Origin of the sequence: Parafrankia irregularis, assembly GCF_001536285.1 — a bacterium.
GTDB classification, from domain to species: Bacteria; Actinomycetota; Actinomycetes; order Frankiales; family Frankiaceae; genus Parafrankia; species Parafrankia irregularis.
Map to the genome: position 1 here is coordinate 191,247 of NZ_FAOZ01000010.1, position 18,100 is coordinate 209,346.

Genomic DNA, 18,100 nt, shown 5'->3' on the forward strand with positions numbered 1-18,100 from the left:
GCCGAAACGAAAGGATCAGGGCCACGGTTGGAGGCTACGCCGTACCCACCGCGGCCCGCTCATCCCAGCTCGCCGCGGCCCGCTGATCGCAACGCACCGCGGCTCAGCCCAGCTCGCCGCCCGCTCCGGCGCCCGGCGTGACCAGCCCGGTCTCGTAGGCGACGACCACCGCCTGCGCGCGGTCCCGAAGCCCGAGCTTGGCCATGATCCGCGCGACGTGGGTCTTCACCGTCGCCTCGCTCAGGCTCAGTCGCGCCGCGAGCTCCGCGTTGCTCAGACCGGATGCCAGCAGCTGAAGCACCTCGAGCTCCCGCGGGGTCAGGGTGGAGAGGTCACGGTGCAGGGCGGTGCCGCGGTCGGCGCGGGCGAACCGTTCGACGAGTCGTCGGGTGATCGCCGGCGCCAGCAGCGCGTCCCCGAGCCGGACCAGGCGCACCGCCCCGACGAGCTGCTCCGGGCTGACGTCCTTGAGCAGGAATCCGCTGGCGCCGGCGGCCAGCGCCGCGTAGACGTACCGGTCGAGGTCGAACGTCGTCAGGATGATCACCCGAGGCACGCCGGTCACCGTGGCGCTGCCGAGGATGCGCCGGGTGGCCTCCAGCCCGTCCATCTCCGGCATGCGGATGTCCATGAGCACGACGTCCGGGCAGGTCCGGCGCACCGCCTCCACCGCCTGGACGCCGTTGGCGGCCTCGGCGACGACCTCGATTCCGTCGGCGGCCAGGATCATCGCGAAACCAGCACGCACCAGCGCCTGATCGTCGACGATCACCACCCGCAGCGGCGGCGACGCTGCCTCTGCGGCTGCCCCTGCCCCGGCCTCTGCCGCGCCGGTCACGGTGCCGCTTCCGTCCTGACAAACACCGGCCTCATACCTGACGAGGGTGTCACGGCGCGGGCACCGGGATCGGCCCCGGCACCGGGATGACGGCGGTGACACGGTACCCACCTGTGGGCCGCTCCCCGGCCTCCAGCGTGCCGCCGTACACGGCGAGCCGCTCGCGCAGGCCGAGCAGTCCCGCACCGCTGCCGGCGGACGCCGCCGCGGTGGGCATGCCACCCGAGTCGGTGACGTCGATCCGGAGCCGGTCGGGCTCGTACCCGAGGCGGACCTGGATGCGTGCCCCGGCGGCATGCTTCATGGTGTTCGTCATGGCCTCCTGCACCACCCGGTAGGCCGTCAGGTCCGCCCCGGTGGACAGCGCCAACGGCGTCCCTTCGGTGCGCACCTCGACCGCGACGCCGGCGTCACCGACCCGGGCGACGAGCGCGCCGAGCTGGCCGAGACCCGGCTGCGGCTCCAGCCCGGTCTCGGCCCGATCCACCGGCTCCGCCATCGCCGCTGCCGCCGTCGCCGCCGCGGTCGTCTCCGCCGTCGTCTCCGCCAGCGGCATCGTCATCGTCAGCAGGCCCATCACGTGCCGCAGCTCCGACATCGCGGCCCGCCCACCCGCCTCCACCGAGAGCAGCGCCTCGCGAGCCCGGTCGGGGGCGAGGTCGAGCACCTTGCGGGCGGCCCCGGCCTGGATGACCATCACGCTGACGTTGTGCGTGACCACGTCGTGCAGCTCCCGGGCGATCCGGGCCCGCTCCTGGTCGACCGCGCGCCGGCTCGCTGTGGCCTGCTCGGCCTCGAGGCGCCGGATCCGCTGCGTCTGCCCGTGGATGGCGTTCGCCGCCAGCCCGATCGGGATCAGCAGCAGGAACGGCAGGTAGGCGGAGGAGATCTCCGGCACGTTGTGCTCGTGGCGCACGGCGACCACCGCCGCGCCGACCAGGACACACGCGACCGCGGCTCGTCGGTGCGGGCTGTACATCGCCGCGCTGTAGGCCGCGATGAGGACCGAGATGAAGGTGAACACGGTCGTGTCGTCGCCGGTGGCACGCACCTGGACCAGCAGCGCCGGGACGAGCACCGCCGCGTAGGCGGCGAGTGGACGCCACCTGCGGGCGAGCAGCGGCAACGCGCTCAGCCCGGCGAGGACGAGCTGCCAGACCGGGGCACGCCCGGGTACCTGCTGGGCGTACTCGAACGGCCCCACCGGCGCGATCCCCGGCCAGCCCCTCCGGACCAGCGGGTCCGGAGGGTCCGGAGGGTCCGGAGGGTCCGGCTGCTCTGGCCGTTCCGGCTGTCCTCGCTGTTCTGGTTGTTCGACCGGGTCAGACGGTTCCACCGGGTTCCGCTGGCCCTGTGCCTGCGAGTGCTCGCCGACGCCGGACGACACGGGCACCCGGACGCTGAAATCGCCTGACGACTGCCAGGTCGCGATCATCGTCGCCGCCGCGAGCACCACCGCCAGGATCACGTCGGCCGCCCAGGCCCAGGCCGACAGCCCGCCGGCCGGGCCGTCGACGCGGGGTCGGAGCCGCCGCCAGCGGTCACCGGGGCTGGGGCGCGTCACCGGACCAGTGTCGCAAGGCGGAACAGCCGGCACATCAACCTCAGCGGTCAGCTGGCTACATCGACGACCTACATCCCCAGGATGACCTGCCGGTCGATCAGTCGGAAGCGGTACCAGACCTCGCCCCCGCGGACGACGTGCCGAGCCGCGCTCCGGGCCTACCGTCCGCGTTGGCCCGACCACGTTGACGCGACTGCGGGCGCCCCCGGCCGCCCTGCGGCCCGAAGCGCCGGCTCTGCAACCGAGGAGGAACCCCGTCCGTGACCAGCACCGAGCCCCTTACCGAGGAGCCCGCCGCAGGAGCACCACCGGTCATCGAGCTGCGGGAGGTGACCAAGAAGTACGACTCCGGAGCGCCCGCGCTCGCCAGCCTGTCGCTGCGGGTGAGCCCCGGCGAGGCACTCGCCGTCCTCGGCCCGTCGGGCAGCGGCAAGTCAACCCTGCTCAACCTGATCGCCGGGCTCGACCGGCCGAGTTCGGGCGCCGTCACAGTGGACGGACGCCGGGTCGACCAGATGAGTGAGACGGCGTCGGCGAAGTTCCGCCGTGGCCGCGTCGGCATGGTCTTCCAGTTCTTCAACCTGCTCGACGACCTCACCGTGCTGGACAACGTCCTGCTGCCGGCCCAGCTCTGCGGGGTGCCCCGCGCGCAGGCCCGGGAACGTGCTGTGGGCCTGCTCCGCCACCTGCGCATAGACCGGTACGCGGCGGCCTACCCCGGCCGGTTGTCCGGTGGGCAGCGGCAGCGGGTCGCGGTCGCCCGCGCGCTGGTCAACCGCCCGGCGCTGCTGCTCGCGGACGAGCCGACCGGGGCGCTCGACACCGCCGCCGGCGAGGAGGTGACGGCGCTGCTCGCCGAGCTCAACCGGGAAGGGCTGACCGTCGTGCTCGTCACGCACGACGTCCGGCTCGCCGAGGCGACCGCGACCCGTGTCATCGAGCTGGTGGACGGCGCGATCGTGCGCGATGCCGCGGTGGGCGCCTGATGGCGGCCGTCGGGCGGGTGGTGCGCTCCGGGGTGGCGCGCCGGCGGGTGCAGACCGCGGTGATGGTGCTGACCGTGGTCACCGCGGTGAGCGCGTCGGTACTCGCGGCAGGCCTGCTCGTCGCTTCCCGGGCGCCCTTCGACCGCGCGTTCGCCCGGCAGGCCGGGGCGCACCTGACCGCGCGGTTCGACGGCGGCGCCGTCCATACCGACACGCTGGCCGCGACCCGTTCCCTTCCAGGAGTCGCGGCCGCGGCCGGGCCGTTCCGCACGCTGTCCACCCGCCCCACCGCGGTCACCCTGCCCGACGGCGGCGGCCTGAACATTCCGGACGGACAGCTGCCGCTGCTGACGTTGGTCGGCCGCTCCGCGGCGGACGCGGCCGGCCAGGTCGACAAGGTGATCCTGGTCGACGGCCGTTGGCCGACCGGGCCGGGTGAGATCGTGCTCGACGCCGGTGCCTCGCTGCCGCCGTTGACCGGACTGAAGCTCACGTTCGCCGATCTGCCGGGCGCTCCGGTTCTCACGGTTGTCGGCCGGGGCCGATCCATGACGCACAGCGCGTCCGGCTGGGTCACGCCGGATCAGCTCACAGCCCTGGCGCAGGCCCCGGAGTCGGCGGGATACCAGATGCTCTACCGGCTCACCGCGGCCGCCACCGACGCCGAGGTCCAGGCCGGGCGGGACGCGATCAGCGCGGCGCTGCCGGCCGGCACGATGACCGGCTCGCAGTCCTATCTGCCCGTCCGCAGGAGCGCGCTCGCGGACACCACGGTCTACGTCCCGTTCGTGGCCGCCTTCGGGCTGCTGGCGCTCGCGATGTCCGCACTGATCATCGGCATCGTGGTCAGCGGGGCGGTGGGCGCCTCAACCTGGCGGATCGGAGTGCTCAAGGCACTCGGCTTCACGCCGGTCCAGGTCGTGCGGGCCTACGTCGGCCAGGCCCTGGTACCGAGCGCGGTCGGCACCGGGCTCGGGCTGCTGCTGGGCAACCTCGCGGCGGTCCCGATCCTCGACCAGCAGGCTTCGGCCTACCAGGTGGGGGCGCAGACCATTCCGCCCTGGGTCGACATCGCCGTCGCCGGCTGGGTCCTCCTCCTCGTCGGCCTCGCCGCGCTGCTCGCCTCGGCGCGGGCGGGCCGGCTGCGCGCGATGGACGCGATCGCGGTCGGCCGGGCGCCGCGTGCCGGCCGCGGCCGGCTGGCGCAGCGGTTGGCCGGCCGGCTTCCGCTGCCCCGCCCGATCGCTCTCGGGCTCGCGGCCCCGTTCGCGCACCCCGCCCGCTCGGCGGTGCTCGCGGCCGCGGTGTGCCTCGGTGTGGTCGGAGCGACGTTCGCCGTCAGCCTCGGCGCCACGCTCACCACGCTCACCGAGGACAACGGCGCGGATGGCCGCGGCGACGTCCTGATCGACATGGGGGGCATGCTGGCCGCGGGTGACGGCGTCGCGGCCGTCGAGACCCGCGGGAAGCCGGGGAACCAGGCGGGCCCGGCCGGCGGGGCGGTCGGCGGCGGCTCAGTCGGCGGCTCAGTCGGCGGCGGAGGCCCGGCCAACGGCGGCGGTCCGGCGCAGGAGCCGGACCCACGGGCGGCGGCAGCGGCGATCTCCGCCGCGCCGGGCACGGAGCGCTTCTACGGAACCGCCGAGACCGAACTGTCCGCGGCGGCGATCGCCGGCCCGCTCCAGGTCACCGCCTACGACGGCGACGCCTCCTGGGCGAGCCTTCCGATGATCTCCGGCAGGTGGTTCGGCGGACCCGGCGAGGCCGTCGTCGACACCCGGTTCCTGCGCGCGGCGAACACCGAGGTCGGAGGAACGGTCACCCTCGACGGCGGCGGGCGCACGGTCACACTGCGGATCGCCGGCGAGTTCTTCGACCTCCATGCCGACACCATCGATCTGAGGACCGACATGGGCTCGCTCGCGAGCCTCGGGCTCGGCCTGGCTCCGAGCAGGTTCGACGTCGATCTCAGGACCGGCACGGACGCCGTGCAGTACCTGGCACGGCTGCGGCCGGACCTCGAGGCCGCCGGCGCGATGGGCTGGACGAACGATCCCGCGCCCGGCAGCACGATCATCATCATGAGATCGCTGATCACGATGCTGACCCTGATGATCGCCGCCGTGGCGGTGCTCGGCGTCCTCGACACGGTCGTGCTGGATGTCCGACGCCGGGTGCGGGACTTCGGCATCCTCAAGGCGCTGGGCATGACCCCGCGCCAGACCATGGTGGTGATCGTGACCTCGGTGGCCGGCATCGGGGTGCTGGCCGGGTTGGTCGGCGTACCCACCGGGATCGCCCTGCACCACTTCGTCGTGCCCAGGATGGGTGCCACCGGCGGCACCAGCGTCCCGGCCCGCTATCTGGACGTCCTGCGCCTGCCGGAACAGCTCGGCCTGCTCGCCGGCGGCCTCGTCATCGCCGTCGCGGGAGCGCTGGCACCTGCCGGGTGGGCGGCGGGAAGCAGGACCGCGACGGCCCTGCGTTCCGAGTAACCCGCGCTCCGAATGACGCGCCGGAGCCCGCTACCGACGCCTGCCGTGGTTGATCGACCGCGACTACTCCCCCGCGGTGGGCTCCGGCGCGCCCCCGAAAATGCTGTTGCAGAACAGCAGGTAGAACTGGTCGGGCTGGGGCACGTACTCAAGCTTCTCCAGCTCGCTCTTGTGGTCCCCCTCGGTCTCCAGGGCGAACGTGCCATAGCCGAGCACCCGACCGTTGGGATCGAGGGTGTAGGAGAGGTCCGTGATCTTCGACATCGGAATGCTCTGCACCTTGAGGGAGATGATGCCGGACACCTTGACAAACCGCGAGTTCGTGACCAGCAGGATCGTGCAGTACCAGGTGAGCATGCGCCACAGCAACCGCAGGACCGCGGCGAGCGCACCCCACCACAGCAGCGTGATCAGGATGCCGCCGCCCCTGCCATGGGCCGCCGCGTAGATGTTGAGTGCCACGACGCCCACGAGGACCGCGACCGTCTCGAGTACCACCCGAGCAAGAACCACCCAGTGCAGTCTAATCCGGACAATTGCCTGCTCATTCGCCGCCAGAAATCGGTAATTACGCACGCAGAGCTCGCCCCCGTCTCCACACTTTGCCACATGATCGCACATTTCGGGCGCGGCTGACCACCCCGAACGAGATCCGACTCCAAGGAGCGCGGGCGAAGCCGGCACAGCGCCGGGTCGACGTGAAACGAATCGCGCTCCGGAACAATCGTCCGAGCTGCCAGCCCGCCATTGGAACCGGCATTGAACCGCGGCCCCGCCGACCCGGCGGCGACAATGTCGCGACAGCGACATTGACATCACCACCGAAGCCGGCGATGATCACTCACCTCCGCCGGCTCGGCGGTTTGGAGTCAGCCACCCGCGGGTAACGGCCCCCCGAGGCCCCGCGGTGAGATACCGCGGCCCGGCGGATAGCGCACCCCCCACCGCCGGGCGGCCCGGGGTAGCTCCGCCAGGTGGCTCGACGGTGAATCGAAGGAAAATTTCCGTCGACGAAGCCGACAGCTCGAAACCATGGCGAGAACACATTTCCCAACGACGGCAACCCGCACTCACCAGGTCAGTCGATCTTGGTATTGTTGCCGCGAAAGTGTTTAGCCTGCGGAGTTCGGTGGATGGATCACAGCCACGAACTCCACTCCAGGGGGAGAGCTCACAGGTGATCGGGATGCCAGGTTTACGGCGCGCCTGACGTACGGCGACACGACCCGATCCCACTTTTCTTTCGAGACCACCAGCCAGGGGGCCTGATGCTCTCCCGCCGTCGGACGCTGTGCGCTGCACTCTCCGCGGTCATCCTCGGCACGGCGAGCCTGCTCGCCGGATGCACGTCGCCCGAGGCAAGCGCGGCCGTCGGCTGCACCGCGCCCGGTGTGACCGACGACCAGATCAGTCTCGGCGTACTGGTCCCGGACTCCGGGCCGGCCGCGGAGGGCTTCACGAACTCGCTGGCCGGGGTCGAGGCCCGCCTCGGCGCGGTGAACGCGGCCGGGGGCGTGAACGGCCGAAAGGTCGTCTACCAGTGGCGCGACGACAAGGGCTCGACAACCGGAAACGACCTCGGTGCCCGCGAGCTCGTCGAGCGCCAGCAGGTCTTCGGGCTGGTCGAGCTGTCGGTGGCCGCCTCGGCGAGCGCGGCCTACCTGGCCGGCCGGGGCGTTCCCGTGACCGGCCTGGCCAACGAGCCGGTCTGGTCGACGATGCCGAACATGTTCGCGTTCACCTATGTGACCGGCGCCGCCGTCGACACGCAGGGGCGCTTTGTGAGCTCCCAGGGCGGTACCCGTGCGGTGATCCTGCAGCCCGCACTGTCGGCGGGCATGACCGAGACCGGGCAGAAATACGAGGCCAGCATGAGGGCCGCCGGCGTTCGCGTGGTCGACATCGTCAACTTCACCTCGGGCGTGGACACGCCGACCACGGTTGCCAAAAGAGTCATCTCGGCAAAGGCCGACACGATTATCAGCCTCATTTCCCCGGAGAATCTCATCGGCGTTCTCAACCTGCTGCGGCAGGCCAGTCGCGCGCCGAAGGTGGTTCTTTCGACCAACGGTTACGGCCGGGAGCTCCTGCAGAACTTCGGGGCGCAGGCGGCGGGAATCACCATGCCGCTGGTTTACCGGCCGTTGGAGCTCGGCGGCCCGGCGACCGAGGCCTACCTCGACGCGATGACGCGGTACGCACCGCAGGTCACCCATCCCGAGAACGACGCCTCGGTGCTCGCCTACATCGCCACCGACATCTACCTGGAGGGCCTGCGCCTGGCCGGGGCCTGCCCGAACCGCCAGGGCTTCATCGGCCGGCTGCGCGCGGTGAACAGCTACGACGCCGGCGGCCTGATCAGCCCGATCAGCTTCCGCACCGACGCGATCCGGCCGACCACGTGCTACTCCTTCGTGCAGGCCAACTCGGCCGGCAACGGGTTCCTGGTGGTCGAGCCGGATCTGTGTGGCAGCGCGATCAGCCCCTGATCAGGGTCCCTGACCAGAGCCGCCGGCGGACCGGCCGACCGATGTTCACCCAGAACGGATTCGCCGTGGGCTCCTTCCCTGAACCCGGGTTGGGCGCCAGACTTCGTTGTTGTGAGCATCCTCGACGACGCCCTTGAGGGCATGGACCTCGACGTCCGACCGCAGGACGACCTCTTCGGCCATGTGAACGGCAGATGGCTCGTCGAGGCGGAGATCCCTTCGGACCGTTCGAGCTGGGGCCCGTTCGTACAGCTCGCCGACGCTGCCGAGCAGCAGGTCCGCGACATCATCGCCGACCTCGCCGCCCAGGACCCCGCCGCCCAGGGCGAGGAGACGCGGAAGATCGCCGACCTCTACAACTCCTTCCTGGACTTCGACGCGGTCCAGGCGCTCGGCCTCGACCCGGTACGTCCGCTGCTGGACGCCGCCGGGGCGCTGCGTGACGTCCAGGGCCTCGCCGCCTTCCTCGGCGGCTTCGAGCGGGTCGGCGGCAACGGGCTGTTCGGCTCCTATGTCGACACCGACGACCGCAACTCGGACCGTTACCTGTTCCATCTGCGGCAGGGCGGCCTCGGCCTGCCCGACGAGTCGTACTACCGCGACGACCGGTTCGCCGAGATCCGCGAGAAGTACGCCGCCTACCTGGCCCGCATGTTCGAGCTCGCGCAGCTGCCCGACCACGAGGAGGCCGCGCAGCGGATCCTCGCCCTGGAGACCCTGCTCGCGAAGGGCCACTGGGAGCGGGCCGAGACCCGCGACGTCCAGAAGACCTACAACCTCATGACCACCGCCGAGCTGGCGGCGCTGTGCCCCAGCTTCGACTGGGACGCCTACGTCACCGCGCTGGGCGGTCAGCTGACCGGCCCACACGCCACACTCGCCGAGGCGTGCGTGCGGCAGCCGTCGTTCTTCGAGCATCTGTCGATCGTGCTGAGCGACACTCCGGTCGAGGTCTGGCGCGAGTGGCTGGCGAGCCGGGTGCTGCGCGCGGCCGCACCGTACCTGTCGGAACCGTTCGTCCAGACGAACTTCGACTTCTACGGCCGCACCCTCAGCGGCGCGCCCGAGCCGCGGGCGCGTTGGAAGCGCGGGGTGTCGTTCGTCGAGACCGCGATCGGTGAGGCCGTCGGCCGGGAGTACGTCGCCCGTCACTTCCCGCCGCAGGCCAAGGCGCAGATGGACAACCTTGTCTCGAACCTGCTCGCGGCCTACCGCGAGTCGATCTCCCGGCTGGACTGGATGACCGAGGAGACCAAGCGGCGCGCCTACGAGAAGCTCGAGACGTTCCGGCCGAAGATCGGCTACCCCGACCGGTTCCGGGACTACTCGGCCCTGCAGGTGCGCCGGGACGACCTGGTCGGCAACGCGCAGGCCGCCGCCGCGTTCGAGACGGACCGGGAGCTCGCCAAGATCGGCTCGCCGGTCGACCGGGACGAGTGGTTCATGCTCCCGCAGACGGTCAACGCCTACTACAACCCGGGCACCAACGAGATCTGCTTCCCGGCCGGCATCCTGCAGAAGCCGTTCTTCAGCCCGGACGCCCACCCGGCCGAGAACTACGGCGGCATCGGCGCGGTCATCGGGCACGAGGTCGGCCACGGCTTCGACGACCAGGGGGCGCAGTACGACGGCGCCGGCAACCTCAACGACTGGTGGACCCCGGCCGACAAGGCCGCCTTCGAGGTGAAGTCCAAGACGCTGGTCGAGCAGTACAACGCGCTCGAGCCGCGCAACCTCCCCGGGGAGAAGGTGAACGGTGCGCTCACCGTGGGCGAGAACATCGGTGACCTCGGCGGCCTGACCATCGCGCACACCGCGTACATCATCGCCACCGGCGGCGAGGCGTCCCGGGATGACCGGCGGCGGCTGTTCATGAACTGGGCCTATGTGTGGCGCACCAAGCGCCGCCTCGAGCTCGAGCGCCAGTACCTCGCCACCGACCCGCACAGCCCGCCGGAGCTGCGGGCCAACATCGTGCGCAACCTCGACGAGTTCCACGAGGTCTTCGGCACCACCCCCGGCGACGGCCTGTGGCTCGACCCGGACGACCGGGTCCGCATCTGGTAGACCGCATCCGGTAGCGGACCCCCTCGGGAGCCTGCGGCAGGCTCCCGGGCTCCGGACTTTGGCTGCTGCCAAGCAAGGGTCGCCAGGCCGCTGCGCTGGCCTCCACGGATGCAGGGAGGAACAGGGCCGCCACACCTGGCGATCAAGCCCCGACCTGCGGCTCGCGTCGGTTTCCCGGGTCAAAGTTGAGGATCTGGTCGTCTGGTCAGTGGGGAGCGGGCAGCAGGATGGCGCCAGCCGGGTTTTGACGGGATGTGACCACTACCAGCTACTACTCGGCGACCATGGGGGGTGGGAGGGGTTGGAGGCCAGGAAGATCAAGGGATTTTGGTCGTTGTAACGACCAAAATCCCTTGATCTTGTCCGATAGCAAACGCGGACGCGGACGCGGACTCGGTGGCGGCTGGGTGTCGCCGCGCCGCCGGGCAGGGGCCGCCGCGCCTGGCCCATCAAGCCCCGACCCCTGACTCACGTCAGTTTCGTGCCAGAGTGGAGGATCTCGGTCGTTCCGACAGCCGAAACCCTCCACTCTTGCGGGTTACCAAACGACCCTGCGCCCCGTTTTGTCGCTCTTGATGTGAATTGCCGGCGACGATCTCAGGCGGCGGCGTTCGTCCCGTCCGCGCGCAGCACGCCACGGCGGATCAGCTCGCCGATGACCTCCTCGGCCGCCGCGCGGGCGTCGGCGAGCCGGGCCCGCGCCGCCGCCTGAGAGTGACCGGCGACGATGGCGTCGACGACGCGCCGCTGAGCCTCGACGACCTCCTCGGGTGCGCGCCGGTCACTCTCCCGCGCGGCCCAGGCGAGGAAACCGCCCACGCCGTGCAGCTCGGCGAGCAGGCGTGGGGTCGCACCCGCATCATGCTGCAGCTGGACGATCTCGGCGACGAGATCCTTCGTCCGGGTGCCGGCCACCGCCGCGTCGGCCCGTCCGTCGGCGGACGCACCGCCAGCGGACGCGTTGTCGGCAGACGTACCGCCAGCGGACGCGCTGTCGGCAGACGCGCTGTCGGCCAGCGCCTGGAGGAGGCCCTGGAGCCGGGCGAGCACCCGCGGGTCGCGGTCCTTCGCGACCCGCGCCGCCGCGACCCCGCTCAGCACGCCCAGGACGTGGAAGTCCGCGCGCAGCGTGCCGGCGTCGAAGTGCGCCACGATCGCCACCCGGTGCATCCGGGTGGCGATCAGCCCGTCCCGCTCGAGCAGCACGAGTGCCTCGCGGACCGGGGTGGGGCTCACCCCGAGCGCCGTGCCGATCCGTTCGACGTCGATCCGGTCACCGCGCCGGAGACTGCCCGCGAAGATCTCCCGCTGCACGTACTCGACGACCGCGGCGCTTGTTCGGGTGCGCCGCAGCGCGGCTGGGACAACCACCTGACCATCGTGACCACCACGGGCGGCAAACGTCAATTAAGTATCCAAAATTGTAGATTGCCAGCGGTACAGAGTGAACGTACACTCATGTCCGCGTGAGCGCGGCCACGGCCGCACCGACCCAAGGAGGCCCTGAATGGCGGGACTGGCTGGTCTGCGCGTGGTGGACGCCGACGCCCACATGACCGAACGCCACGACCTGTTTACCGAGCGCGCGCCGAAGGGGTACGAGGACCGGGTCCCCCACGTCGAGAAGATCGACGGCATGGACATGTGGGTCATCGAGGGCAAGACGTTCGGCAAGGCAGGCTCGGGCGGCACCGTCGACCACGACGGGAAGAAGCACGCGTTCCGCGACTCGCAGGGCGGCTCGTGGGGCATCAAGGACGTGCACCCGGCGGCGTGGGACCCGAAGACGCGCCTGGCCCTGATGGACGAGCTCGGCATCCAGGCCCAGGTCCTCTACCCGAACGCGATCGGCATCGGCGGCCAGAACCTGCGCAACTCGGTCAAGGACGAGGTACTACTCCGGCTGTGCGTCGAGCTGTACAACGACGCGATGGCCGAGGTCCAGGCCGAGTCCGGCAACCGGCTGCTCCCCATGCCGATCATGCCGGCGTGGGACATCGCGGCCTGTGTCCGCGAGGCCGAGCGCTGCGCCGCGCTGGGCTACCGCGGGGTCAACATGACCGCCGACCCGCAGGACTCCGGCTCTCCCGACCTCGGCCACCCCGACTGGGACCCGTTCTGGGAGGTCTGCGCCGGGCTGAAACTGCCGGTGCACTTCCACATCGGCGCCAGCCAGACCTCGCTGTCCTACTTCGGCACCACCTACTGGCCCAGCCAGGACAACTACGTCAAGCCGGCCATCGGCGGCGCCTCGCTGTTCCAGAACAACTCCCGGGTGCTGCTCAACAGCGCCTACTCGGGCATGTTCGACCGGCACCCCGACCTGAAGATGGTCTCCGTCGAGAGCGGCATCGGCTGGATCCCGTTCATGCTCGAGGCGATGGACTACGAGCTTGAGGAGAACGCCCCCAAGCACGCGGAGAAGCTGAACAAGCTGCCGTCGGAGTACTTCCGTGACAACTGGTACGCAACGTTCTGGTTCGAGACCGGCCGCGGCGACCTGCAGCACCTCATCGACCAGGTCGGCGAGGACACCATCATGTTCGAGACGGACTTCCCGCACCCGACCTGCCTGCACCCGGACCCCATCGGTCTGGTCAGCGAGAAGATTCTGAGCCTGCGCCCGGAGACGCAGGAGAAGGTCATGGGCGGAAACGCCGCCAAGCTCTACCGGATCTGACGACTCGTCGACGGATTGGGCGGCTGGGACACCTGGAACGAGCAGTGACCCGGCCGCCCACCCGGCATCCCCAGTGCGGATCCGCCCAGCTCAGGGCACCAAAAGATAAACGAACACTGACTTATTGTTATCCTGAGCGAACCGACCAATCGGGCGCACAGGAGCCAAGGAAATGACCGATACGACGACCCCCACCACGGGGGCCATTGACGCGGAGTGGGTCGAACAGCATTTCGATCACCTCTCCCCCGAGCTCGCCCGCGACCTGCATCCCGCGTTAGCGCTGGCTCGCTCAAAGTGCCCGGTCGCCCACAGCGATCAGCACGGAGGATTCTGGGTCGCGAGCGCCTACGAGGACGTTCTGAAGGTCGCCCAGGACTGGCAGACCTTCAGCTCCGAGCTGGGCATCACGGTGCCGCGCCAGGGCGAGCAGCGAAAGGTCCTCCCGGTCACGATCGACCCACCGCTGCAGCGCACCTTCAAGAAACTGATCAACATTCACTTCCGCCCGGCGACCGTCGCCGCCTGGGAATCAGCGACCCGCGATCTCGTGAACCGTCTCATCGACGGATTCATCGAGGCCGGTGAATGCGAGTTCATGGAGGCCTTCGCCCGGCCGCTGCCCGGCATGGCCTTCTTCGACCTGGCCCTGCACGCGCCCGCCGAGGACCTCGAGGAGGTCAACCGGCTGGCGACCCTCGCCTCGTCACCGCACCTGCCGGAATCCCGCGAGTCGCACGGCAAACTGGCCCTCTGGATCAAGGACTTCCTCGAGGAACGGCGACGGTCCGGCCCGCGCGACGACGTCGTGGACGCGGTGATGAACGCGGAGATCGAGGGCCGGCCGATCACCCTCGAGGAGGCGATCGGCACCATCCACCTGCTCATTCTCGGCGGCCTGGAGACGACCGCGGGCGTGCTCGGCGCCTCGCTGCTGCGCTTCTGCGCGCACCCGGAGATCCCGGCGCTGCTGCGCGAGCAGCCGGAGCTGATCCCCAAGGCGATGGAGGAGCTCCTGCGCCTCGACGGGTCCTTCATCTGCATCGGCCGCACCGCCAGGAACGACACCGAGCTCGACGGCAGGCAGATCAAGGCAGGTGAGCAGGTACTCATCTACTGGGCGTCCGCCAACCGGGACGAGGGCGAGTTCGCCAACCCCGACGAGTTCGACGTCACCCGGGAGCAGAACCGGCACATCGCGTTCGGCGCCGGGCCGCACCGCTGCGCAGGCTCCAACCTCGCCCGGATGAACCTGCGCATCGCCTACGAGGAGATCGTCCGCCGGCTGCATGACATCCGGCTGCAGCCAGGCGCGGACGTCCACTACCACTCGACCTTCAACCGGGCACCGCTTTCGGTGCCGATCACCTTCCGCCCCGGCCCCCGGGTCTTCCCGGCGGACTCGTAGCCACGACGTTGAACAGGTCGGCGGCGGAGGACAGGTCGGACAGGTCGGCGATGGCAGACGGGTCAGCGGAGACGGGGGCTCAGGCGGCGGACATCCAGGCCGCGGTCGCCGGCCGCACCGTGCCCGGACTACTCGCGCGGCAGTGCCGGACTCGACCCGACGAGGCCAGCGTGCACTGGCGGGACGGGGACACCTGGCGCGCCTGGTCGTGGCGGGAGTACGGGGCGCAGGTCGCCCGGATCGCGGGAGCGTTGGAACGGCTCGGGTTCCACCGCGGTGACCGGGCGGTGCTCCTGACCCACCCGGGCCCAGAGTTCCACGTGCTGGACTCGGCCGTGCTCCTGCTCGGCGGATGCCCGATCTCGATCTACAACTCGTCGCCACCCGAGCGGATCCGCCACCTCGTCGCGCACGCGGGCGCGAGCGTCGTCGTCGTGGCGGATCGTGTGCTCCTCGACAGGGTCCTGGCCGTCCGCCATGCGTTGCCGGGGCTGCGGCACGTCATCGTGCTGCGCCCCGGCACCGGCGACCCGGCCGACGCCCCGGTCGGTGACCTGGCCAGCGGCACGCCGACCGAAGGCCCGCCACCCGGTGGCGTGCTGCCTGACGGTGTGCCACGTGACGGTGCGTTCCCCGATGGCGTGCTGAGCTGGACGGACCTGCTCGAAGCCGAGCCGGTCGACCTCGCCGGGCGGGCGGCGCTGGCCCGGCCCGAGGATCTCGCCACCGTCATCTACACCTCGGGCACGACCGGGCTCCCCAAAGGCGTACTGCTCGACCAGCGGGCGGTGCTGTGGCAGTGCGAGAGCTACCGCCGCCGGCTCGACCGTGACCTGACCGGTGCCCGCTGGATCAGCTACCTGCCGCTCGCCCACATCGCCACCCGCTTCTACGCCCAGTACTGCCACGTCTACGCCGGCCTGGAGGATGTCGTCTGCCCCAACCCGGCCGACGTCGCCTCGGTGCTCCCGGACCGGCCGCCACAGCTGTTCTTCGCCCCGCCCTACCTGTGGGAGCGGTTCCTGGGCGAGCTGCGGGCCTGGGTCGACTCCATCGGTGACCCGGCGCTGGCGGACCGGTACCGGCGCGCGCTGGAGCTCGGCCAGCGGGTCGCGCTGCACGAGTTCGCGGGCGAGGCGATCCCCGGCGAGCTGGCCGGCGAGTACGCACGACTGCGACCGGCCGCCCGGGAGCTGCGTGCCCGCCTCGGCCTCGGTGACCTCTGGACGGGCGCGATCGGCGCCGCGCCGGCGAACCCGGCGCTGCTGGCCAGCTGGATCGGCCTGGGCGTGCCGATGTTCGAAGGCTACGGCCTGTCCGAGTCGACCGGACTGCTCACCGTCGACCCGTTCGCGTACCGGCCTGGCACCGTCGGCCGGCCCATGCCAGGTGTCGAGGTACGCCTCGACGACGACGGTGAGCTGCTGTTCCGCTCCGGGGCAGCGTTCCGCGGCTACCTCGACGACCCCGCGCAGACCAGCGCCGCGGTCGATCGGGATGGCTGGGTCCGCACCGGCGACCTCGCCTGGCTCGACGACGGCTACGTCGTCCTGCGGGGTCGCAAGAAGGAACTTCTCATCACGGCCGGCGGGGAGAACGTCTCACCGGTCGCCGTCGAGATGGCGCTCGCCGCCCAGCCGCTCGTCGGGCAGGTCTGCGTCGTCGGCGACGGCCAGCCGGGCCCGGGGGCGCTGGTCATCCTGGACCCGCAGGCCGCCGAGCACTGGGCCACCGAGCACTGGACCACCGAGCACTGGACCGCCGAGCAGGGCGCCGTGGGCCACGACCCGGCCGACCCGGCCGAGCCGGCTCGGCCGGCCATGCCGGTCGACCTGGCCGACCTGGCCGCGCATCCGGACCTGCTCGCCGCGCTGGCCCGGCAGATCGGCGCGGCGAACGAAACCCTGGTCCGCCCGGAGAAGGTCCGCCGGTTCCGCGTGCTGGCGGCCGAATGGCTGCCGGACTCCGACGAGCTCACGCCGACCGCGAAGCTGCGCCGTGCCCAGATAGCGGCCAAGTACGCCGCGGACATCGCCGCGATGTTCGCCGCCCCGCCGAACGTCCCCGCCGCCCCCCGACGGCCCGCGGACACTCCCTCTTCCGGACGTCCGTCCGCCACCGACTGGTAACCGTCCGGCCAGGCCAGGTGTGCAGGCTCGGTGACGCGAACCGGCTGTGCACCTGTCTGGGAGGATCCGCATGAAACGTTCCTGGCTCGTCCGTGCCGCCGCGGCGATCGCCTCGGTGGCCGTCGCCGGTGCCGTGGTGAGCACGTCGTCGGCGACGGCCAGACAGCCGCGGCGCGACGATCCGGCCACGGTCGCGTTCGCCGCCACCACGCGGTCGACGTCCTGGACGCAGGTGCAGAAAATCGCGTTGCGCTTCCCGACCTACCATCCGCAGGGATTGGCGCTCGTCGGCGACAGGATCTTCCTGTCGACCGTCGAGATCCTGGAGGCTCCGGTGCGCTACCCGGCGCCCGTCGACGGCTACGACCGGACGCCGGGCCGGGGCGTCGGGCATGTGCTCGTCCTGGACCGGCAGGGCACCCTGCTCAAGGACGTGACCCTCGGCGAGGGCACGGTCTACCACCCCGGCGGCATCGACTTCGACGGGACGTCGGTGTGGGTCCCGGTCGCCGAGTACCGGCCGAACAGCAGGGCGATCGTCTACCGCCTCGACCCGCGGACGTACCGGGCCGCCGAGGCGTTCCGGGTGAACGACCACGTCGGCGGGGTCGTCCGGGACCGGGAGACCGGCATCGTGCACGGCGTGAGCTGGGGCTCGCGCACCCTGTACGCCTGGTCGGCGAACGGCCGCCAGCTGACCCGGCAGGCGAACGAGGACCACATGCTCGACTACCAGGACTGCGACTACGCCGGCGCCGGCAAGCAGATCTGCGGCGGGGTCACCGGCCTTGCGACCGCGACCGGCGGCAGCTACGAGCTGGGCGGGATCGCGCTGCGCGACCTGTCGGACAACGCGATCCTGCACGAGATCCCGTTCCCGAAGTTCTCCTCGGCCGGCCACGTCGTCACCCGCAACCCCATCGCCCTGGAGCGGACGGGTAGCACGCTGCGCATGTTCACCGCGCCGGACGACGGCGAGGAGGTCGCCGGCACGGAGCTGATCGTGTTCGAGTCGCCCGTCGCCTGAGACCGAGGTCGGTCTGCCCGGCCGGGTGCGGTGCCCGGCCGTTTCAGATAGCAGTTGTCGGATGCGGTGGCAGCTGACGCCGGGCGAGGTGACATGGGCGTCGGAAAGTGGGCCGGCCGCCGACCAGCAGGACGGCCGGAACCGCGGCGTTTGGCGAGTCGCAAGAGTGAAGGATTTCGGTCGTTCCGACGACCAAAATCCTTCGTTCTTGCGGGTCGTCTGGTGCATTTTGGGCGGTTTGCCACTGCTGGGCGGCGGCGCGGGATCGTCGGTTGGGTGGCCGTGCGGGTGGGGTTCGCCCTCCGTCGGCACGGCTCCGCCAAGCCCATACCGGTGCCCCGGATCCGCCGTTTCTCAAAATTCTGCTACGGGCTCTGCGGCGGCAAGAATCCTCACTTCTTGCCTGGAGGCAGCGGC

12 protein-coding genes are annotated in these 18,100 nt (G+C 71.0%); 8 read left to right on the plus strand and 4 right to left on the minus strand.

The window, feature by feature from the left end; all coding sequences use genetic code 11:
- Nucleotides 1–103 precede the first annotated feature (103 nt).
- Both AWX74_RS18195 and AWX74_RS18200 read right to left on the minus strand, forming a co-directional pair.
- A complete protein-coding gene (locus tag AWX74_RS18195; RefSeq protein WP_278184636.1) occupies nucleotides 104–838 on the minus strand; it encodes a response regulator in 735 nt (244 codons plus the stop codon).
- Between the two features lie 49 nt (nucleotides 839–887).
- Complete coding sequence (locus tag AWX74_RS18200; RefSeq protein ID WP_242666297.1) at nucleotides 888–2,402, minus strand: sensor histidine kinase; 1,515 nt, start codon at nucleotides 2,400–2,402, stop codon at nucleotides 888–890.
- A gap of 260 nt (nucleotides 2,403–2,662) precedes the next feature.
- Here AWX74_RS18200 and AWX74_RS18205 point away from each other — a divergent pair, with 260 nt between their 5' ends.
- A complete protein-coding gene (locus tag AWX74_RS18205) occupies nucleotides 2,663–3,388 on the plus strand; it encodes an ABC transporter ATP-binding protein (protein WP_091278164.1) in 726 nt (241 codons plus the stop codon).
- Nucleotides 3,388–5,883, plus strand: a complete 2,496-nt coding sequence (locus AWX74_RS18210) for an ABC transporter permease (RefSeq protein ID WP_091278165.1) — start codon at nucleotides 3,388–3,390, stop codon at nucleotides 5,881–5,883. The genes AWX74_RS18205 and AWX74_RS18210 overlap by 1 nt, the downstream gene beginning before the upstream one ends.
- A gap of 63 nt (nucleotides 5,884–5,946) precedes the next feature.
- Here the strand turns inward: AWX74_RS18210 and AWX74_RS18215 are convergent, their stop codons facing one another.
- Nucleotides 5,947–6,381, minus strand: a complete 435-nt coding sequence (locus AWX74_RS18215; RefSeq protein ID WP_242666298.1) for a PH domain-containing protein — start codon at nucleotides 6,379–6,381, stop codon at nucleotides 5,947–5,949.
- Nucleotides 6,382–7,151: 770 nt separating this feature from the next.
- Between AWX74_RS18215 and AWX74_RS18220 the strand changes: the two genes are divergently transcribed.
- Both AWX74_RS18220 and AWX74_RS18225 read left to right on the plus strand, forming a co-directional pair.
- The gene (locus tag AWX74_RS18220; RefSeq protein WP_091278168.1) at nucleotides 7,152–8,372 is read left to right on the plus strand and encodes an ABC transporter substrate-binding protein; all 1,221 of its coding nucleotides are present in this window, start codon (nucleotides 7,152–7,154) and stop codon (nucleotides 8,370–8,372) included.
- A gap of 111 nt (nucleotides 8,373–8,483) precedes the next feature.
- Entirely contained in the window at nucleotides 8,484–10,439 is a 1,956-nt protein-coding gene (locus AWX74_RS18225) for a M13 family metallopeptidase (RefSeq protein WP_091278170.1), read from the plus strand.
- Nucleotides 10,440–11,036: 597 nt separating this feature from the next.
- Here the strand turns inward: AWX74_RS18225 and AWX74_RS18230 are convergent.
- The gene (locus AWX74_RS18230; RefSeq protein ID WP_091278172.1) at nucleotides 11,037–11,810 is read right to left on the minus strand and encodes a GntR family transcriptional regulator; all 774 of its coding nucleotides are present in this window, start codon (nucleotides 11,808–11,810) and stop codon (nucleotides 11,037–11,039) included.
- Between the two features lie 136 nt (nucleotides 11,811–11,946).
- On the opposite strand from AWX74_RS18230, the gene AWX74_RS18235 reads away from it, so the two are divergent.
- The 4 genes from AWX74_RS18235 (at nucleotide 11,947) to AWX74_RS18250 (ending at nucleotide 17,683) form a co-directional block, all read left to right on the plus strand.
- Nucleotides 11,947–13,119 carry an amidohydrolase family protein gene (locus tag AWX74_RS18235; protein ID WP_091278174.1) on the plus strand — a complete coding sequence of 391 codons (1,173 nt, stop codon included), beginning with the start codon at nucleotides 11,947–11,949 and terminating at the stop codon, nucleotides 13,117–13,119.
- Nucleotides 13,120–13,291: 172 nt separating this feature from the next.
- On the plus strand, nucleotides 13,292–14,527 hold the full coding sequence (locus AWX74_RS18240) for a cytochrome P450 (RefSeq protein ID WP_091278175.1): 1,236 nt from the start codon (nucleotides 13,292–13,294) through the stop codon (nucleotides 14,525–14,527).
- A 50-nt stretch (nucleotides 14,528–14,577) separates the two neighbouring features.
- Nucleotides 14,578–16,656, plus strand: coding sequence for an AMP-dependent synthetase/ligase (locus AWX74_RS18245; protein WP_226931316.1), 2,079 nt, complete (start codon nucleotides 14,578–14,580; stop codon nucleotides 16,654–16,656).
- A gap of 70 nt (nucleotides 16,657–16,726) precedes the next feature.
- The gene (locus tag AWX74_RS18250) at nucleotides 16,727–17,683 is read left to right on the plus strand and encodes a DUF6454 family protein (protein WP_207550362.1); all 957 of its coding nucleotides are present in this window, start codon (nucleotides 16,727–16,729) and stop codon (nucleotides 17,681–17,683) included.
- The last annotated feature ends 417 nt before the right edge of the window (nucleotides 17,684–18,100 follow it).